This window comes from Faecalicoccus sp. LCP19S3_E2, assembly GCF_052121255.1.
Lineage (GTDB): Bacteria > Bacillota_I > Bacilli_A > Erysipelotrichales > Erysipelotrichaceae > Faecalicoccus.
In genome coordinates this window covers 1-15652 of the sequence record NZ_JBQKEP010000019.1, presented here as the reverse complement: position 1 = coordinate 15652, position 15652 = coordinate 1, and the positions used below count along the sequence as shown (strand labels likewise).

General features: G+C 39.1%; 19 protein-coding genes and 1 tRNA gene. 19 read left to right on the top strand and 1 reads right to left on the bottom strand.

All coding sequences use genetic code 11. The features are described 5' to 3' along the window. The first annotated feature begins 86 nt into the window (after positions 1–86). From ACTQX6_RS11720 to ACTQX6_RS11665, 12 genes are all read left to right on the top strand, one after another. A complete protein-coding gene (locus ACTQX6_RS11720) occupies positions 87–434 on the top strand; it encodes a PadR family transcriptional regulator (RefSeq protein WP_195222320.1) in 348 nt (115 codons plus the stop codon). After that, positions 427–1068: a DUF3887 domain-containing protein gene (locus ACTQX6_RS11715; RefSeq protein WP_272002309.1), complete on the top strand. Its 642-nt coding sequence runs from the start codon at positions 427–429 to the stop codon at positions 1066–1068. Before ACTQX6_RS11720 ends, ACTQX6_RS11715 begins: the two co-directional genes overlap by 8 nt. Further along, on the top strand, positions 1068–1571 hold the full coding sequence (locus tag ACTQX6_RS11710; RefSeq protein WP_441657721.1) for a hypothetical protein: 504 nt from the start codon (positions 1068–1070) through the stop codon (positions 1569–1571). The genes ACTQX6_RS11715 and ACTQX6_RS11710 overlap by 1 nt, the downstream gene beginning before the upstream one ends. A 17-nt stretch (positions 1572–1588) precedes the next feature. After that, complete coding sequence (locus ACTQX6_RS11705) at positions 1589–2320, top strand: PH domain-containing protein (protein WP_294686635.1); 732 nt, start codon at positions 1589–1591, stop codon at positions 2318–2320. A 380-nt stretch (positions 2321–2700) separates the two neighbouring features. Continuing rightward, positions 2701–3477 (top strand): glutamate racemase, encoded by a 777-nt coding sequence (gene murI, locus ACTQX6_RS11700; RefSeq protein WP_117445140.1) that lies wholly within the window; start codon positions 2701–2703, stop codon positions 3475–3477. Further along, positions 3474–4850: an aminopeptidase gene (locus tag ACTQX6_RS11695; protein ID WP_117445141.1), complete on the top strand. Its 1377-nt coding sequence runs from the start codon at positions 3474–3476 to the stop codon at positions 4848–4850. The genes murI and ACTQX6_RS11695 overlap by 4 nt, the downstream gene beginning before the upstream one ends. 23 nt (positions 4851–4873) lie before the next feature. Then, positions 4874–5746 (top strand): thymidylate synthase, encoded by an 873-nt coding sequence (gene thyA, locus ACTQX6_RS11690; protein ID WP_294686627.1) that lies wholly within the window; start codon positions 4874–4876, stop codon positions 5744–5746. 9 nt (positions 5747–5755) lie between these two features. Continuing rightward, a complete protein-coding gene (locus tag ACTQX6_RS11685) occupies positions 5756–6253 on the top strand; it encodes a dihydrofolate reductase (RefSeq protein WP_272006176.1) in 498 nt (165 codons plus the stop codon). 126 nt (positions 6254–6379) lie between these two features. Next, positions 6380–8287: an acyl-CoA dehydrogenase family protein gene (locus ACTQX6_RS11680; RefSeq protein WP_441657531.1), complete on the top strand. Its 1908-nt coding sequence runs from the start codon at positions 6380–6382 to the stop codon at positions 8285–8287. A gap of 9 nt (positions 8288–8296) precedes the next feature. After that, positions 8297–9511, top strand: a complete 1215-nt coding sequence (locus ACTQX6_RS11675; RefSeq protein ID WP_117445145.1) for an FprA family A-type flavoprotein — start codon at positions 8297–8299, stop codon at positions 9509–9511. 110 nt (positions 9512–9621) lie between these two features. Then, the gene (locus ACTQX6_RS11670; protein WP_168965188.1) at positions 9622–10140 is read left to right on the top strand and encodes a hypothetical protein; all 519 of its coding nucleotides are present in this window, start codon (positions 9622–9624) and stop codon (positions 10138–10140) included. A 19-nt stretch (positions 10141–10159) separates the two neighbouring features. After that, positions 10160–10369, top strand: a complete 210-nt coding sequence (locus ACTQX6_RS11665) for a hypothetical protein (RefSeq protein WP_205138984.1) — start codon at positions 10160–10162, stop codon at positions 10367–10369. Between the two features lie 203 nt (positions 10370–10572). Here the strand turns inward: ACTQX6_RS11665 and ACTQX6_RS11660 are convergent. Further along, a tRNA-Lys gene (locus ACTQX6_RS11660) sits at positions 10573–10648 on the bottom strand. A 143-nt stretch (positions 10649–10791) separates the two neighbouring features. On the opposite strand from ACTQX6_RS11660, the gene ACTQX6_RS11655 reads away from it, so the two are divergent. The 7 genes from ACTQX6_RS11655 to ACTQX6_RS11625 all read left to right on the top strand — a co-directional run. Further along, on the top strand, positions 10792–12555 hold the full coding sequence (locus ACTQX6_RS11655; RefSeq protein ID WP_294686613.1) for a glycerophosphodiester phosphodiesterase: 1764 nt from the start codon (positions 10792–10794) through the stop codon (positions 12553–12555). A gap of 9 nt (positions 12556–12564) precedes the next feature. Continuing rightward, complete coding sequence (locus ACTQX6_RS11650; protein ID WP_117445149.1) at positions 12565–12915, top strand: DUF2200 domain-containing protein; 351 nt, start codon at positions 12565–12567, stop codon at positions 12913–12915. A 32-nt stretch (positions 12916–12947) separates the two neighbouring features. Then, positions 12948–13295: an iron chaperone gene (locus ACTQX6_RS11645; RefSeq protein ID WP_366558433.1), complete on the top strand. Its 348-nt coding sequence runs from the start codon at positions 12948–12950 to the stop codon at positions 13293–13295. A gap of 195 nt (positions 13296–13490) precedes the next feature. Further along, on the top strand, positions 13491–14039 hold the full coding sequence (infC, locus tag ACTQX6_RS11640) for a translation initiation factor IF-3 (RefSeq protein WP_022789261.1): 549 nt from the start codon (positions 13491–13493) through the stop codon (positions 14037–14039). 13 nt (positions 14040–14052) lie between these two features. Continuing rightward, positions 14053–14247: a 50S ribosomal protein L35 gene (gene rpmI, locus ACTQX6_RS11635; RefSeq protein WP_022789262.1), complete on the top strand. Its 195-nt coding sequence runs from the start codon at positions 14053–14055 to the stop codon at positions 14245–14247. A 13-nt stretch (positions 14248–14260) separates the two neighbouring features. Beyond that, positions 14261–14617 carry a 50S ribosomal protein L20 gene (rplT, locus tag ACTQX6_RS11630; protein ID WP_022789263.1) on the top strand — a complete coding sequence of 119 codons (357 nt, stop codon included), beginning with the start codon at positions 14261–14263 and terminating at the stop codon, positions 14615–14617. Positions 14618–14851: 234 nt separating this feature from the next. Next, positions 14852–15652 (top strand): SHIRT domain-containing protein (locus tag ACTQX6_RS11625; protein ID WP_441657532.1); only part of this gene is annotated, 801 nt, incomplete at its 3' end.

The following is a 15652-nucleotide window of genomic DNA, read 5'->3' as shown; positions in this document are numbered from 1 at the left end:
GTAAAAGGAATAAAAGTCAATTTTTTAATATCTTCTTAATGTCTTTTGTATTATTACATATTTAGTAATACTAAATAGGTGGTTTCATGAATTCGAAATATGAAAGACAGTTAAAAAAAGGCGTTTTAGAAATTCTGGTCTTAAAGCTTTTAGATCAACAAACGATGTATGGCTACCAGATTATTCAGACACTCAAAGATTACAGCAATTCGATGTTTCTTTTAAAGGAAGGAACGCTCTATCCTATTTTGTATCGTTTGGAAGATGAAGGCTCTCTGACAAGTTTTTGGAATCATTCCGATTCAAAAGATGTGCCAAAAAAGTTTTATAAGATCACAGAAAAAGGAAAACAGACATTAAAAGAACTCATCGATTTATGGACAGTTTTTTCTTTGGAAGTATCAAAGATATTGGAGGATTCAAAGGATGAATAAAGAACAATATGTTAGACAAGTTACACGTCATTTAAACGCTTCACGTTTGGAAAAGAAACGCATCCAACAAGATTTACTATCGGATATTGATGTCGCCATTGAAGCCGGTGAATCTTGGGACGAGGTTTTAAAACGTTGGGGTCCTGCCCAAGAAATGGCCCAAGAGCTCAGTGAAAATATGGACCTGCCTTCCAAAAAGAGTCATAAAGGTTTGATTATCGGTATTCTTTCCGGTGTTGTCGGTGTGATCGTGATCGGTGTGGTATTGACTCATTTGTTGGCGCCGCAACAAATATCGTTAAAGGATTCTCAACATTTTGATGAAGAAGTTGTCTATCAACAGGCACAAAGAGTCATTGAAAGTATGAATAACGCAGATTTTGATGCGATCTATGATTTATCGAATGCAAAGATGCAGGAAGCATTGTCTACGGCTGAATTAAAAGAAAACTGGGAATCGTTACATGCCGGTTCTTTTCAGGAGATATCTCGCTACTATAGTGCAGAGATTGATTCCAAGCTGCAGGGGGATTATGCCGTTTGTGAAGTGTTAGTGACTTATTCAAATCAACCTGTCACCTTTACAATCAGCTTTGATACTGATATGAAACTGGCTGGTTTCTACATGAAGTGATGAAAGAAGGAAAAGGTATGACTAAAAACTGGGGACAGTGGTTTCCTTTAGGATTCTTGGTAATCAGTTTCTTATTATTTATCGCTTCGGTTTTATGTTATTCAAATGAAACCGTGCAGTTTTATTTGATCGGTGTCGAAGCCGCAAGTAATCAGGGAAATATATGGCAATGTGGATGGCCCTTGATTTTGTTTACGATCTTCTATTTATGTTGTTGGCGCTATCATCCCCAATATAAATCCGGCGATCCTGTTCGATTCTTTCGTTATGAATGGGCAATATTGGTCACAGAAAATAATGCGTCTATCATCAATCGTGCCCTAAAGCGTTGTATTGATTCTATCAATGGCCTCATGCAGTTTTGCGGTGTGTATTATTACTTGCAGCTTTATTTACAAAAACCATTGCCGACTGGATGGATCCTGCCGGCTGCCATTATTTATATGATCGTGATCATGAGCATGTTGTGCCATCAAATAATGAAGGCAAACCATGAAATATAATTAGGAGGATTTTAGATATGTTCTATTTTATCGTTGGTGGTATCCTTTTGATTTTAGGCTGTCTTTGTTTCGTTAAAAAAGCCGACTTCTTATTTTTACGCCATCGATCCATGGAAGACTTTGAAAAAGAATATGATGTAAACAGTGCCAGACAAATTACCGGACTCAGCATGCTGATATTGGGATTTTCTTTTGTATTAGCTGGTTTGTATCCATCTACACTGCCTCTTTTGGTGATGGGTGCCTTGATTGCCGTTCTTGTTCAAAAGACCGGATTGAATCGTTATGCCAGTTATCAGGGATTCTTAAAAACATCAACTTCAACGAAGAAAGCGGCAAAACCGCTGTTGAAGGGTTCAACGCTGTTTACAATTGTGGTTTTGATATGCAGTGCTTTTGTGATGTTTATGGGCAGTATCAATATAGAAATAAACGAGAAGGATATTCATTTGTCTGCCACACTGACACCATCTAAAACAGTAGAATATAAAAATATTCAATCGATTGCGCAAAAAGAGGATTTCGCATTTGGAACTCGGTCATTTGGCGTTGGCAATTCAAAAATTTCCTCAGGAAAATTTAGAAACGATGCATTGGGAAATTATGATCTATATGCCTATTCAAACAATACCATTGTGATCATTATTAAGACAAAAGATGGCTATGTGGTCTTTAATCAGGAAGATACAAAAAAGACGGATGCGATGTTTGATAAACTGAAGGAAAAGCTGGAAGAAAGTAAGTCTTAAATGATTTTATTCCGATTTAGACAGAAAACTAACAGAGTTTTCCAGTTATATTGTCTTTGAAAGCTGGCGTGTTATACTACAAGTGAACAAAGGGATGATAACTTAGAAAGAAGATCTAAGTTACATAGAAAAATCCATTGGTCCTTTCCTTAAGGTAAAGAAAAATAGTAAAACAAAGAAGACATCCTGAGAAAAAGGGTGAAGAGGTAAAAGGACAATGGAAAAAGAAAAAGAACTTCAAGAGATACCAAAGAAAAAGAAAAAATAGAAGGTGATGGATCTCATTGGAGTTCTTTTCTTATATATAGTGAAGATAGAATGCTTTTCATACAGCGTTCTTTTTATTTTATGGTATAATTTTGCGCATGGAGGAATCTGAAATGCAAGCAGAAAGTCCGATTGGTATTTTTGATTCAGGTTTAGGCGGTATCAGTGTACTACATACAATACACCAGATGATGCCGGGTGAAGATTTGATCTATATAGGAGATTCAAAATACAATCCTTATGGGATAAAGACAAAGGAAGAGATTACCGAACGCTGCCTAAAAATTTGTGATGCATTTATGGAATTAGGATGCAAGGCTATCGTGATTGCCTGTAATACCGCAACCAGTGCATGTGTGCCTTTGTTGCGAGAGAAGTATCCAATCGATATCATTGGTATGGAGCCGGCCTTAAAGGTTGCCTGTTCTTTAGGTGAAAAACAACGGATCGCAGTTTGGGCAACTTCATTTACCTTAAAAGAAGAAAAATTTGCCAATTTGATGCATCGCTTTGATCAAGAGCATCAGATTGATCGTATCCCTTGTCCCGATCTGGTAGAATTGGTAGAAAAAGATCAATTAGGTGATACAAAAAAAGTAAAGGATACATTAAACTTCTATATCCAAAAGGATCAGGGTGAATCTTTAGACAGTATTGTTCTAGGGTGCACACACTTCATCTTCTATAAAAAAACGTTGCGTCAATTATTGCCTGATTCGGTTCAAATCGTGGACGGCAATGAAGGAACTGCAGCACACTTAAAGGATCTGCTGGGACAAAAGCAGCTTTTATCGAATAAAAAAACGGGGAAAGTAGAAATCAAAAATACATTGGAAGAGAAAGTAGAATATTCAAAGAAACTATTTCAAAGATTGGAGGAATGTAAATGAAAAGCGCGTGGCTGCAGTACGATGAAAATGAAAAACAAAATGTTTTTTCTTTTAACGAGCAGTATATGAAGATGATTTCTAAGGCAAAAACCGAACGATTGTTTATTTCCGAGGCCATTGCCTTAGCCAAGGCAAAGGGCTATCAGGATATTCAGGATGTCATTGAAAACCAGAAAGAGCTAAAGCCGGGTGACAAAGTATATGTGAATATGATGAATAAGTCTATGGCTTTAATGAATATCGGAACCGATCCATTGGAAAAGGGATTGAACATCTTAGGAGCTCATGTGGACTCACCTAGACTGGATGTAAAGCCAAATCCATTATATGAAGATGGAGGGTTGGCTTTATTAGATCTTCATTACTATGGAGGCATTAAAAAGTATCAGTGGGTAACCGTACCTTTGGCATTGATGGGTGTAGTCTGTTTAAAAGATGGAACGACCAAAGAAATTTCCATCGGAACCAAAGAAAACGATCCGGTATTCGTAGTCAGCGATCTATTGATCCATTTAAGCCAGGAGCGTATGAAAGAAAATGCATCCAATGTGATTCCGGGAGAAAACTTGAATGTGACATTTGGCAACATTCCGGTAGCAGATGAAGAGAAAGAGGCTATTAAGAAAAATTGTCTGGCGATCTTAAAAAATCAATATGGCATTGAGGAAGAAGACTTTTTCAGCGCTGAGTTGGAATTTGTGCCGGCCGATCCGGCTAGAAGCTGCGGCCTGGATTCCAGTATGGTGATCGGTTATGGACAGGATGATCGTGTTTGTGCCTATACTTCCCTTATGGCACAATTAGATTGTGAAAGCGTCAAACGAACCAGTGTGACCTTATTGGTGGATAAAGAAGAAGTGGGATCGCAGGGAGCAACCGGTATGCATTCTCAATTCTTTGAAAACTTTGTTCGTGAGATCTTATATGCGATGGGATACAAAGATGAAAGAACACTCAAACGCACCTTACAGAATTCTACGATGTTGTCAAGTGATGTAGCCGCCGCACACGATCCAAACTATCCGGAAGCCAGTTCACCAAACAATCAGGCATATTTAGGCTGTGGTGTTGCGTTGTTGAAGTATGTAGGAGCGCGAGGAAAAAGCGGCAGCAACGATGCCAATGCGGAATACATGGCGCATTTAAGAAACATCATGGATCAAAATCATGTAAAGATCCAATATGTCGAATTAGGAAAAGTGGATTTAGGCGGTGGTGGAACGATTGCCTATATCTTAGCTAATTATGGTATGCAGGTCGTAGATTTCGGTGTACCAGTATTAAATATGCATTCACCTTTTGAAGTCAGCTCCAAAGCAGACGTCTATGAAGCCTATAAAGGCTATAAAGCATTTTTACAAAACATGAACTAGAATAAAGATGGAGGGACAGTTTTATGGCAATGTGGGATACGATATATTGTGAATTATGCGAAAAGATCATCACTGATGGTAAAAGAGTTGAGAATCGTACAGGAATTGATACGATCAAGGTGCCCAGTGCACACTTTCAACTGGATGTAGGAAAAGAGTTTCCCATTTTGACCACAAAGCAGTTGTTCATTCGTCAGGCTGTCTTGGAAATGTTGTGGATCTATCAGGCACAGTCGAACGATGTTCGCTGGCTGCAGGAAAGAAATGTGCATATCTGGGATTTATGGGAGATCAACGAGAATGGGGACTGGTGTGATGAAAAGACCGGTGCCGTGTTAAAGCATTTTGATCCATCCCAAGCCCATACCATTGGAACAGCCTACGGTTATATCGTTAAGAAAATGGGCTTGATGGATAAGTTATTATATTCTTTGAAAAACGATGTGAATGATCGTCGCCGCGTGATGTCTTTATGGCAGGATGAATACTTAGATACAGCGGTATTGCCAAGCTGCGTCTGGTCCAGTGAATGGGATGTTACCGATGGCGTACTGAATGCCTGGGTGCATCAAAGAAGCTGTGATGTACCACTGGGACTTCCTTTTAATGTGACACAATATGCGGTTTTATTGTGCATGCTGGCGCAGGTATGCGGCTTAAAGCCGGGAACGATCGACTGGTCCATCAAAGATGCGCATATTTATGTCAATCAGATTGATGGAATCAAGGAACAGATCGAGCGTTATGAAGCCAAAGGCAGCTTACCAGCACCTACGCTCTGGTTAAATCCGGAAATCGATGATTTCTATGCCTTTGATGCATCAAAGGATATCAAGGATATTCGTTTAGAAAACTATGAGCATATGGGAAAGATTCGTTTCCCATTGGCACAATAGGAGAAGAATATGAAATTAACTGAAATCGCAGCCATTGGCAAAAATCGAGAGTTGGGAAAAGACAATCAACTGATTTGGCATTTTCCCCAGGATCTAAAGTTTTTCAAAGAACAGACAAAAGGGCATACTATCGTGATGGGGCGGAAGACTTTTGAATCTTTACCGGGCATGTTACCAAAAAGACATCATATCGTGATTTCGAAGTCTGGTGCTAAATTCCCGGAAGAAGTGGAAGTGTTTTCTTCCATCGATGCATTTGTGGATGCCTATCAAACAAAAGAGGAAGAAATCTTTGTGATTGGTGGGGCCACGATCTATAAACAAATGTTGAATCTGTGTCATCGCTTGATTTTGACGGAAATCAATCAAAGCTATGATGCTGATGTGTTCTTTCCTGAATTTGATAAAACGCTGTATCATAAACAGATCTTAAATGACATCATGGAAAATGGCGTACATTATCAACATGTTGAATATCGTTTAAAGTCGGAAACTACCCGGGACTAAGTGCCTGGAAGGATCCGACTTTTCTTTTTGTTCAAAAAACCTATAGATAAAATAAAAAATATGGGCATAGTATTTGAAATCGCTTACAAAAGTGTCATAATAGAAATAGTAAATAAGGAGGAAATTATGCTTTTTACAACAACTTCAGAGCATGAACAGCTTCGTAAAGCTGTTCGAGAATTTGCAGAAACGGAAATTAAGCCCATAGCTTTCAGCTTAGATCAAAATAATGAATTTCCGGAAGAGCAGATTCGAAAATTTGGTGAAATGGGATTTATGGGACTTCCTTATCCCGCAGAGTATGGCGGAGGCGGAAAAGACGTCTTGAGCTATGCGATCGCAGTTGAGGAATTATCTCGAGTGGATGGCGGAACCGGCGTTATTTTATCCGCGCATGTATCGCTAGGGACTTTCCCGATTGCTCATTTTGGAAATGAGGAACAAAAGAAGAAATATTTGGTACCGTTGGCAAAAGGAGAAAAGCTGGCTGCCTTTGGATTGACCGAACCCAATGCCGGTAGTGATGCTTCCGGAACAGAGACTACGGCCGAATGGAATGGGGATGGCTATATTTTAAATGGAAATAAGATCTTTATTACCAATGCGCCGAAAGCCGATGTCTATGTTGTCTTTGCGGTAACCGATAAAGATAAAGGAACGCATGGTATCAGTGCCTTTATTGTGGAAAAAGGATGGGATGGTTTTACCTTTGGGGATCATTATGACAAATTAGGTATCCGTTCCTCTTCTACAGCTGAGCTTCGATTTAATAATGTTTTTGTACCGAAAGAAAATTTACTGGGAAAAGAAGGCGAAGGCTTCAAGATTGCCATGATGACATTAGATGGCGGTCGTATCGGTATTGCGGCCCAGGCATTAGGAATTGCCCAGGGAGCTTATGAAGCCGCTGTTGAATATGCTAAAGAACGTGTACAGTTTGGACGTCCTATCGCCAGCCAGCAGGCCATTTCCTTTAAAATCGCCGATATGGCAACCAAGATTCGTTGTGCCCGATTCTTAGTGTACAGTGCTGCCGAATTAAAAGAAGCGCATGAGCCTTATGGAAAAGAAAGCGCAATGGCCAAGATGTATGCTTCCGATATTGCCTTAGAAGTTGTGAATGATGCCGTTCAGATTTTTGGTGGTACCGGATATCTGAAAGGTATGGATGTAGAACGTATGTATCGTGATGCCAAGATCACGACCATCTATGAGGGTACGAATGAAATTCAGCGCATCGTTATCGCATCCCATATCTTGCCGCGAAAAAAAGATAAGAAAAAAGCACGTGCAGCCCTAAAAGCCAATGTAGGCATTACCGGCGTAAGAAAGAATCAGATTTTTGAAGGAACACCACAGGAACAAGTCGATCAGCTGGTAGCGGCTTTAAAGAAAGATGGATATGATTTTACACAAGGTATAGCGATCGATACACCAATCGTTGATGCCGAACGTGTTGTCAGTGCCGGTAAAGGTATCGGACCTAAAGAAAATATGAAATTGATTGAAGACCTTGCGAAAAATGCAGGAGCTGCCATCGGCTCCAGCCGTCCGGTTGCCGAAAGTCTTCGCTATCTGCCATTAGAACGATATGTAGGTATGTCCGGTCAAAAATTCCACGGCAACCTTTATATCGCCTGTGGTATTTCCGGGGCTTCTCAGCATTTAAAGGGTATTGTGGATGCGACAACGATCGTTGCGATCAATACGGATCCAAAAGCGCACATCTTTAAGAATGCCGATTATGGCATCGTAGGTGATGTAGAAGTCATCTTGCCACTGTTATCCAAAGCTCTGGATACCGGAGAAAAGAAACCGGCTCCACCTATGGTTAAAATGAGACGTCCGTTCTTTAAGAAGAGCGCACCGGAATACAAGCGCTACGTATGTTTGGGCTGTGGTCATGAATATGATCAGGCTTATGGAGATCCGGAAGGTGGTATTGATCCGGGTACACCATTCAACAAGCTTCCGGAAGATTGGATTTGTCCAAAATGCGGCGAAGGAAAAGAAAGCTATATCGAAGAGGAGTAGGAGTCATATATGTATAATGTAAGAAAAATTGTAGATGATTTATATTGGGTTGGAGGAAGCGACCATCGTTTGGAATTGTTTGAAAACATTCATCCGATTCCGGATGGCGTATCCTATAACGCCTATGTCTTATTAGATGAAAAAACAGTTTTATTTGATACTGTGGACTGGTCGATTTGCCGTCAGTTTTTGGAAAATTTGGAGCATGTATTAAACGGTAGAGATTTGGATTATGTGATCATTAACCATATGGAACCAGATCATGCTGCCAGCATGGAAGAAGTTTTGTTACGCTATCCAAATGCCAAAGTTATTTCTACTGAAAAATCCATTATGATGATGTATCAGTTTGGTTTTAATGTAGAAGGAAGAACCGAAACGGTAGCTGAAGGGGACAGCCGCTGCTTTGGAAAGCATACAATTGCCTTTGTCGATGCCCAAATGGTGCATTGGCCGGAAGCCATGGTTAGTTATGATACCAGCAATGGTGTTCTATTTTCAGCTGATGCCTTTGGAAGCTTTAAAGCTTTAGATGGAAAGTTGTTTGCCGATGAAGTTAATTTTGATCGTGACTGGATCGATGAAGCAAGACGCTATCTCACTAACATTGTTGGGAAATATGGACCGGAAGTCATGCATCTGTTAAAGAAGGCGGGAACTTTAGATATCAAAGTGATTTGTCCATTACACGGACCGGTATGGAGAAAACCGGAAGATATTCAGTATATTTTAGGAAAATATATCAAATGGGCTACATACGAACCAGAGGAAAAAGGTGTTTTGATTGTCTATGCCTCCATGTATGGAAATACAGAATCGGCAGCACAGGTGCTTGCAACAAAGCTTGTGGAAAAAGGAATGACCAATGTTCGAGTTTATGATGTTTCAAAAACACACGTTTCTTATTTAGTTTCCGAAGCCTTTAAGTATTCACACATTGTGTTTGCCAGTGTAACGTATAACTTACAGATTTATCCTGTCATGAAAGAATTCCTGGAACACTTGGCTATGTTGAATCTACAGAATCGCATTTGCGGTATTATCGAAAATGGTTCATGGGCCCCTCAATCCGGTTCATTGATTCGTGAGTTCCTAGATGATGAAATGAAGCAGATGAGCATTATCAATAGCGAATTAAGTATTATCAGCTCATTACAAGAAAAAGATCAAAGGGATATGGATTTATTTGTCGATAGCCTTTTAGATACGATGAATGAAGAGTAAAGAAAACCTGTCAGAACAGTAATCCATACGGAAAAGAGGTTGTGTACGGATGCAATCTCTTTTCTTTTTAAGAAAAACACATCCGTTTACCATGGAAAAAGGAGAGGAAAATGGGATTGTTTAGTTTATTTGGAGGGAATTCACAAGGAACTGTGCTTGATCGTGAAAAAAGTGATGAAAATAAAAAACGCATGCGAGAAATTTTTGATGCGAAAGTAGAAAATGATTCACAATATCATATTGTTTATGCGTACTCAGAAGATATCCGGGGTGCCAATTTTGCGGTCCTACGCACCGTTTCCTATCAATACCGAAGTTTTATTCTCGGGTATAGAGACAGTGATTTGAGTCTAGTCTTACTGGAAATCAGTCCTGACTTACAACAGAGTGGAGACGCGCTTTGTTATCGAGCACAAGATATGAAGAAAACAAATTTCAATAAAATGGTCAATTCCTATTATCTGCAATATGGCAGTGCTTTTAAAAAAGAGTTCTTTCATATTTTTGTCCCTAAGACCATTGATGATATTTTGAATCTGGATTGGTATGACGAAGAAATGTTTCCCTATATCGATCAAAGAGAAGAACATAGTGGATGGACTTCCTTTTGGAATCAATTTTGTCAATAAATGAGTAAATGATATGAACATGCTGCCAAATTATATCTTGGCATTTATCCTTTTTGTCTTTTTGATCTATAGTGGTATCCACATACAAAAGACTAAGATACAAAACACATTTCTTTATGGACTAGCCATTCTGATTACTCTGTTGTTATTGGGCATGTCACTGTATGGGATTTTCCATTCTATGCCTTTAGGACAGGTCCAATCGATCCTGGAGAATCATTTTTCATAAAAAGAAACTTTAAAATCAGTCAATCAAAACGGAAGAAACCCCAATGTTTAGCTGTCAAACCAAGGTATTTACTTTCACAATAGGTTGACTGTTTTCTATTATTGAAGATTAATGATCCAATGGTTGCCATGTGATCACGGTAATTCGGACATCTTATTCACGACATAAAAAAAGGTCCTTTCTACAAAGGACTTTCAGACAAATGGTGGACCCCTGGGGATTCGAACCCCAGACCCACTGATTAAGAGTCAGTTGCTCTGCCAGCTGAGCTAGGGGTCCCTGTTAAAGCTTATTTATGATAGCACACTTGATGTAGATATGCAAGGAAAAAATATGCGTTCGAGGGGTGCTTTATTCTTTTACAAACCAGAAAGTATGATAGAATCAAATGGAAAACCATTCAAAAAAAGAGGTGATTTTTCATGGACGTATCCGCCAAAGAACTTTTCAAGGCAGTGGGACATAACCTTCTACAAAATAAATGGCTGTTTCTGTCACAAGGGGCGCTTTTGCAACTGGTGCTGTTGCTGTTGGGGACGGCACTGGTGCAGTTTGGTTTTCGCTTGATTCTCGTTATCAGCGGACAACCAAATCTATCACTCTATACATTCAAAGCGATTCTGTTCGATCCTTTGGGTCTGGCAGGTGTTTTGATTTTTGTGACTATCGTTGCTTTTCTTCTTTTTTTTGAATATGCGATTTTAACATTTTTAGTGGCTGGCAGTTATCAAAATCAGAAGCTCACCTGGAAAAATATATGCATTCTTACCGCAAAGAGAATCCGGAAATTAAATTGGAAACAAATTCCCTTTTTCCTACTTTATTTTCTTTCGATGGTACCGGCTGCCAATCTAGATATGGGCTCTTTTTTAACGGATCGTCTCTATATCCCTCATTTTATCACCGGGGAATTGATGAAAACGACAACGGGTCTTTGGGGTATGATGATTCTTTGGCTGGTATTGATCTATGTCAATTTTCGCCTTTTATTCACACTGCCTTTAACGATGGTGAATGAACAGTCTATCGTGGCGAATATACGAAAAAGTTGGGCAATGACCAAAAAAGGCAAACATACGTTCGTGTTTTCCTGGCTGGCTTTGGAATCTATACTCGCCATTCTTACAATCTGTATGCTTTTATTTTTCTTATTCCTAGGAGGGGTGCTGGATACTTCTGGACAAAGTATCGTGGTAGAAACAGTTTTATTTACAATTTTTAAAACATTGATGTTTTATCAAACTTTTTTGACAAAGTTGATCATCCTTTCCAGCATTTTGTATGTATTAAAAAAAGAGAATGAAATACAAGTGGTTTGCCAAATGCCGGAAGGACATAGAAAGAATACTTTGGGTATCGTACTGATTTTGACCATGTTTACCTTGTTTCTGGGCGTGTATAATAGTGTTCGCCTATATACCGCCAGCTTAAATCCCCATCAGCTGGTTATTGCTCATCGGGGATTCAATGCCGTGGAAAACTCAATACAAGGCTTACAAAATGCGGCAAAGGTTCATGCGGACTATGTTGAATTGGATGTACAGATGACAAAAGATGGAAAATTCGTTGTTGTACATGATTATGATTTAAAACGGTTGGCTAACATTCAGCAACGAGTCAAAGAACGAAATTTTCAAGAGGTCAAAGGGCTGCCGATCAGTCAGGGAAATCAAAAAGCGGTCATTCCATCCCTAAACGAGTTTGTACAAAAAGCGCAGGAGCTGGATATGGCACTTTTAATTGAATTAAAACCGGATGGTCAAGACCCGCAATTCTTTGTGCAAAAGTTTCTTGAAGAATGGGACAGTTGGTCCAATACGTCTGCCTATAAAGTGATGTCTCTAGATAAAGATGTCATGCAGTGTTTAAAACAAGAGCGACCTTCCATTTGCTCCGGCTATGTCATTCCGATTCAGTTTGGATATTTTGAGGGATTTCATATGGACTTTTATGTCATCGAAGATTTCTCTTACAATGAGACTTTGGTACAGGAAGCACATGAAGATCAGGCAGAATTATTTGTATGGACAATCAATGAAGAGAGCCAAATGGAGCGGTATGCGCAAAGTGATGCGGATGGCATCATCACAGATTACCCGGATCAAATGCAAAATGTGAAGAAAAATATCCAAAAATACGATACGTACCTAGATCGAGTGCTTCGATTGATCACGGATACAAAATAGGAGGAAGATATGGAAAAAGAAAAAGTATTTCAAATGTCATTTCGAAAGATCTATGATTGTCTTGTCGCAAAAGCAGAAAGAAAGAATCGAACACAATCGGAAGTGAATCAAATCCTTCAATGGGTGACCGGCTATGATGAACGAACGCTGCAAGAACACTTGTCTTCCCAGACGACGTATCGTCAGTTTTTAGAACAAGCGCCTCATATGAATCCGAATCGAAATAAAGTCAAAGGGGTCATTTGTAAAGTTCGAATTGAAGAAATCGACGATCCGATGATGAAAGACATCCGTATCATCGATAAGATGGTGGATGAATTGGCAAAAGGGAAATCTCTGGAAGTGATTTTAAGAAAGTAGTGTGAAAATATGACCATAGAAAAGCCCAAAACATTTCAAGAATATTTCAAGAATATATAGAAAGGCAAGATGAAACGAAAAAAGAGTATTTATACCAAATGGAGGCTCTTTTAAAAGAAGTACTGCCGGATGCCAAGGAAAAGATTTCCTGGGGTATGCCTACATTTTATATGGAGAAAAACATCATTCATTTTGCAGCTTTTAAAACACATATAGGAATATATCCGGGTGCCAAAGCCATTGAGGTTTTCAAAGAGGACCTTCAAGAATATTCTACATCCAAAGGAGCAATTCGTATTCCTTACCAAGATCCATTACCAAAAAAATTGATCCAAATGATTGCACTTTGGTGTTATACAAATAGGAAAAAAGAGAAGTAATCGTCTTAAAAATGCGATTTTCTCTTTACAAATACGCTAGTACTTGCTATTATTTATGAGCGGAAATGGAAAGCTAGAAGTACCTCTTCTCACCTGATGTATGAAATACATAGGTTCACAGCCAGTTCATAAAATGGATTTGTTGTTGTGTATAGAATGGGTACGTTTATGTGCCCATTTTTTATGAAAAGGTAGGTGTCGAATATCAATAACAGAAAAGTTGCCCCAAATAACGTAAACGATGATTTGTTTAACGAAAAGATCCCATTCAGAGAAGTTCTGGTCATCAATGCCAATGGAGATCAGTTGGGTGTCATGTCAAAAAGAGAAGCATTGGACATCGCATACAGTCAGAATCTTGATTTATTGTGTGTAGCCCCAAAGGCAAGACCAGCCGTATGTAAAATTTTAGATTATGGACGTTATCATTTTGAACAACAGAAAAAGGCAAAAGAAGCTAAACGTAAACAGCACGTTGTGGAAATCAAGGCTTTGCGTCTGTCGCCAATTATTGATACCCATGATTTTGAAACGAAATTAAAACATGCACAAAAATGGATCGGGGCGGGAATGAAAGTCAAGATTGATATGCGATTCCGCGGTCGACTGATTACTCGTCAGGAAGTGGGAAAGGAAATTATGAATGATTTCCTCGATAAGATGAGTGATATAGCTGTCGTAGAAAAGAAACCTTCTTTGGAAGGAAATACGATGTCAACGGTGCTTGCACCTAAGAAAAAATAAGGAGGAATTGAGAATGCCTAAAATGAAGAGCCACAGAGGTTTGGCAAAACGAGTTAAGAAAACAGGTTCAGGGAAATTGAAGAGAAGCCATGCATATACTTCTCACCGTTTCCATGGAAAAACTAAGAAGCAGCGTCGTCACTTGGCAAAATCAGGTGTTGTACATGCTACAGACTACAAACGTATCAAGGAAATGTTAGTGAAATAGGGAGGAATAAAGTATGGCAAGAGTTAAAGGCGGAACCGTATCACGTGCTAGAAGAAAAAGAGTTTTAAAGCTGGCTAAAGGATACTTTGGTTCAAAACACACATTATATAAGACTGCAAATGAGCAGGTTATGCATTCATTCAAATATGCATACAATGACCGTCGTAAATTGAAGGGCAATATGCGTAAGCTGTGGATCACTCGTATCAATGCAGCTGCACGTATGAATGATTTGTCTTACTCTCGTTTGATGCATGGGTTGAAATTGGCAAATATTCAGATCAATCGTAAGATGTTATCTGAAATGGCTATCCATGACGCACAGGGTTTTGCTAAACTGTGCGATGAAGCCAAAGCAGCTTTACAGTAAAAAAACGTTTATGGAATGTACGATTATCATACATTCCTTTTTTTATTGTTTAAAATCTGTGATAGGATATGGCACAATTAAATTGAATAAATATCAAATTTGGTCATTTTACTTTCTATTGGACTAATATTGGTATATAGTCAAATATAGAAGAGGTCTAAGCTACAATAAGACCCTTCCATTATTTTGAAAGTATACGTGTTGATGTTTAAACAGAAAAAGAAAGAGGGTAGTATGAAAAAAAGAAAAATCAGTAAATTTTTATTGGCAACAAGCTTAAGTATTGGTAGCTTTTCCAGCCTTCCTTTTACGGCTCCTACGGTTTATGCAAAAGAAGAATCCTCATCCTCCTATGGAGTATTTTTAGTAGACTTTGATAGTGAAACAGAAGGCATGGAGCTTCCGGATGAGGATGATTTTTGGGCTATTTACGATGCCTTAGCAGGTCAATTTCCAACGGGAACTGTTCACGCCGGTGATGAATTTGATGGAGAAGTGGATGTTTCTCATTTGGATAATCCTGTTCCCCTGCCAACACCTATTCGTACCACATATGTACCAAAGGATGGATTAGGTGTTTGGACATTTACAGGATGGGACATTGATTCTCTTGACCCGAATGACGGTAGTGGCGGTGCAGTTGGTTTGTGGGCATACCGTCCTTATAGTGAAATGCAAAAAGTGAATGTGACCTATGAGTTCGAGGCGGCTGATGGTACTAGTTTACCATCGGAAGTATTAGCTTATCTACCTGGTGCAGAAAGCCATGATGTGAATACGGAAGTTACAGCTACACAACCAGCATCCGTTTCCGTTGACGTCAATGGGAAAAAATGGGTGTTTAAAGGTTATAAAGAAGGAAATACCCAAGTAGCAGCTCAGGATATTGTATTCCACGGTGTTTGGGAACAAGAATCTACAACCTATAAAGCAAGTTATCGTTTTGAATCCGGAACCGATTCCATGGAACTGCCGGAAGAAGTCAAAGCACTGCTTCCAAGCGATGACAACGCATATGAAAACGAAGCCAAAGTA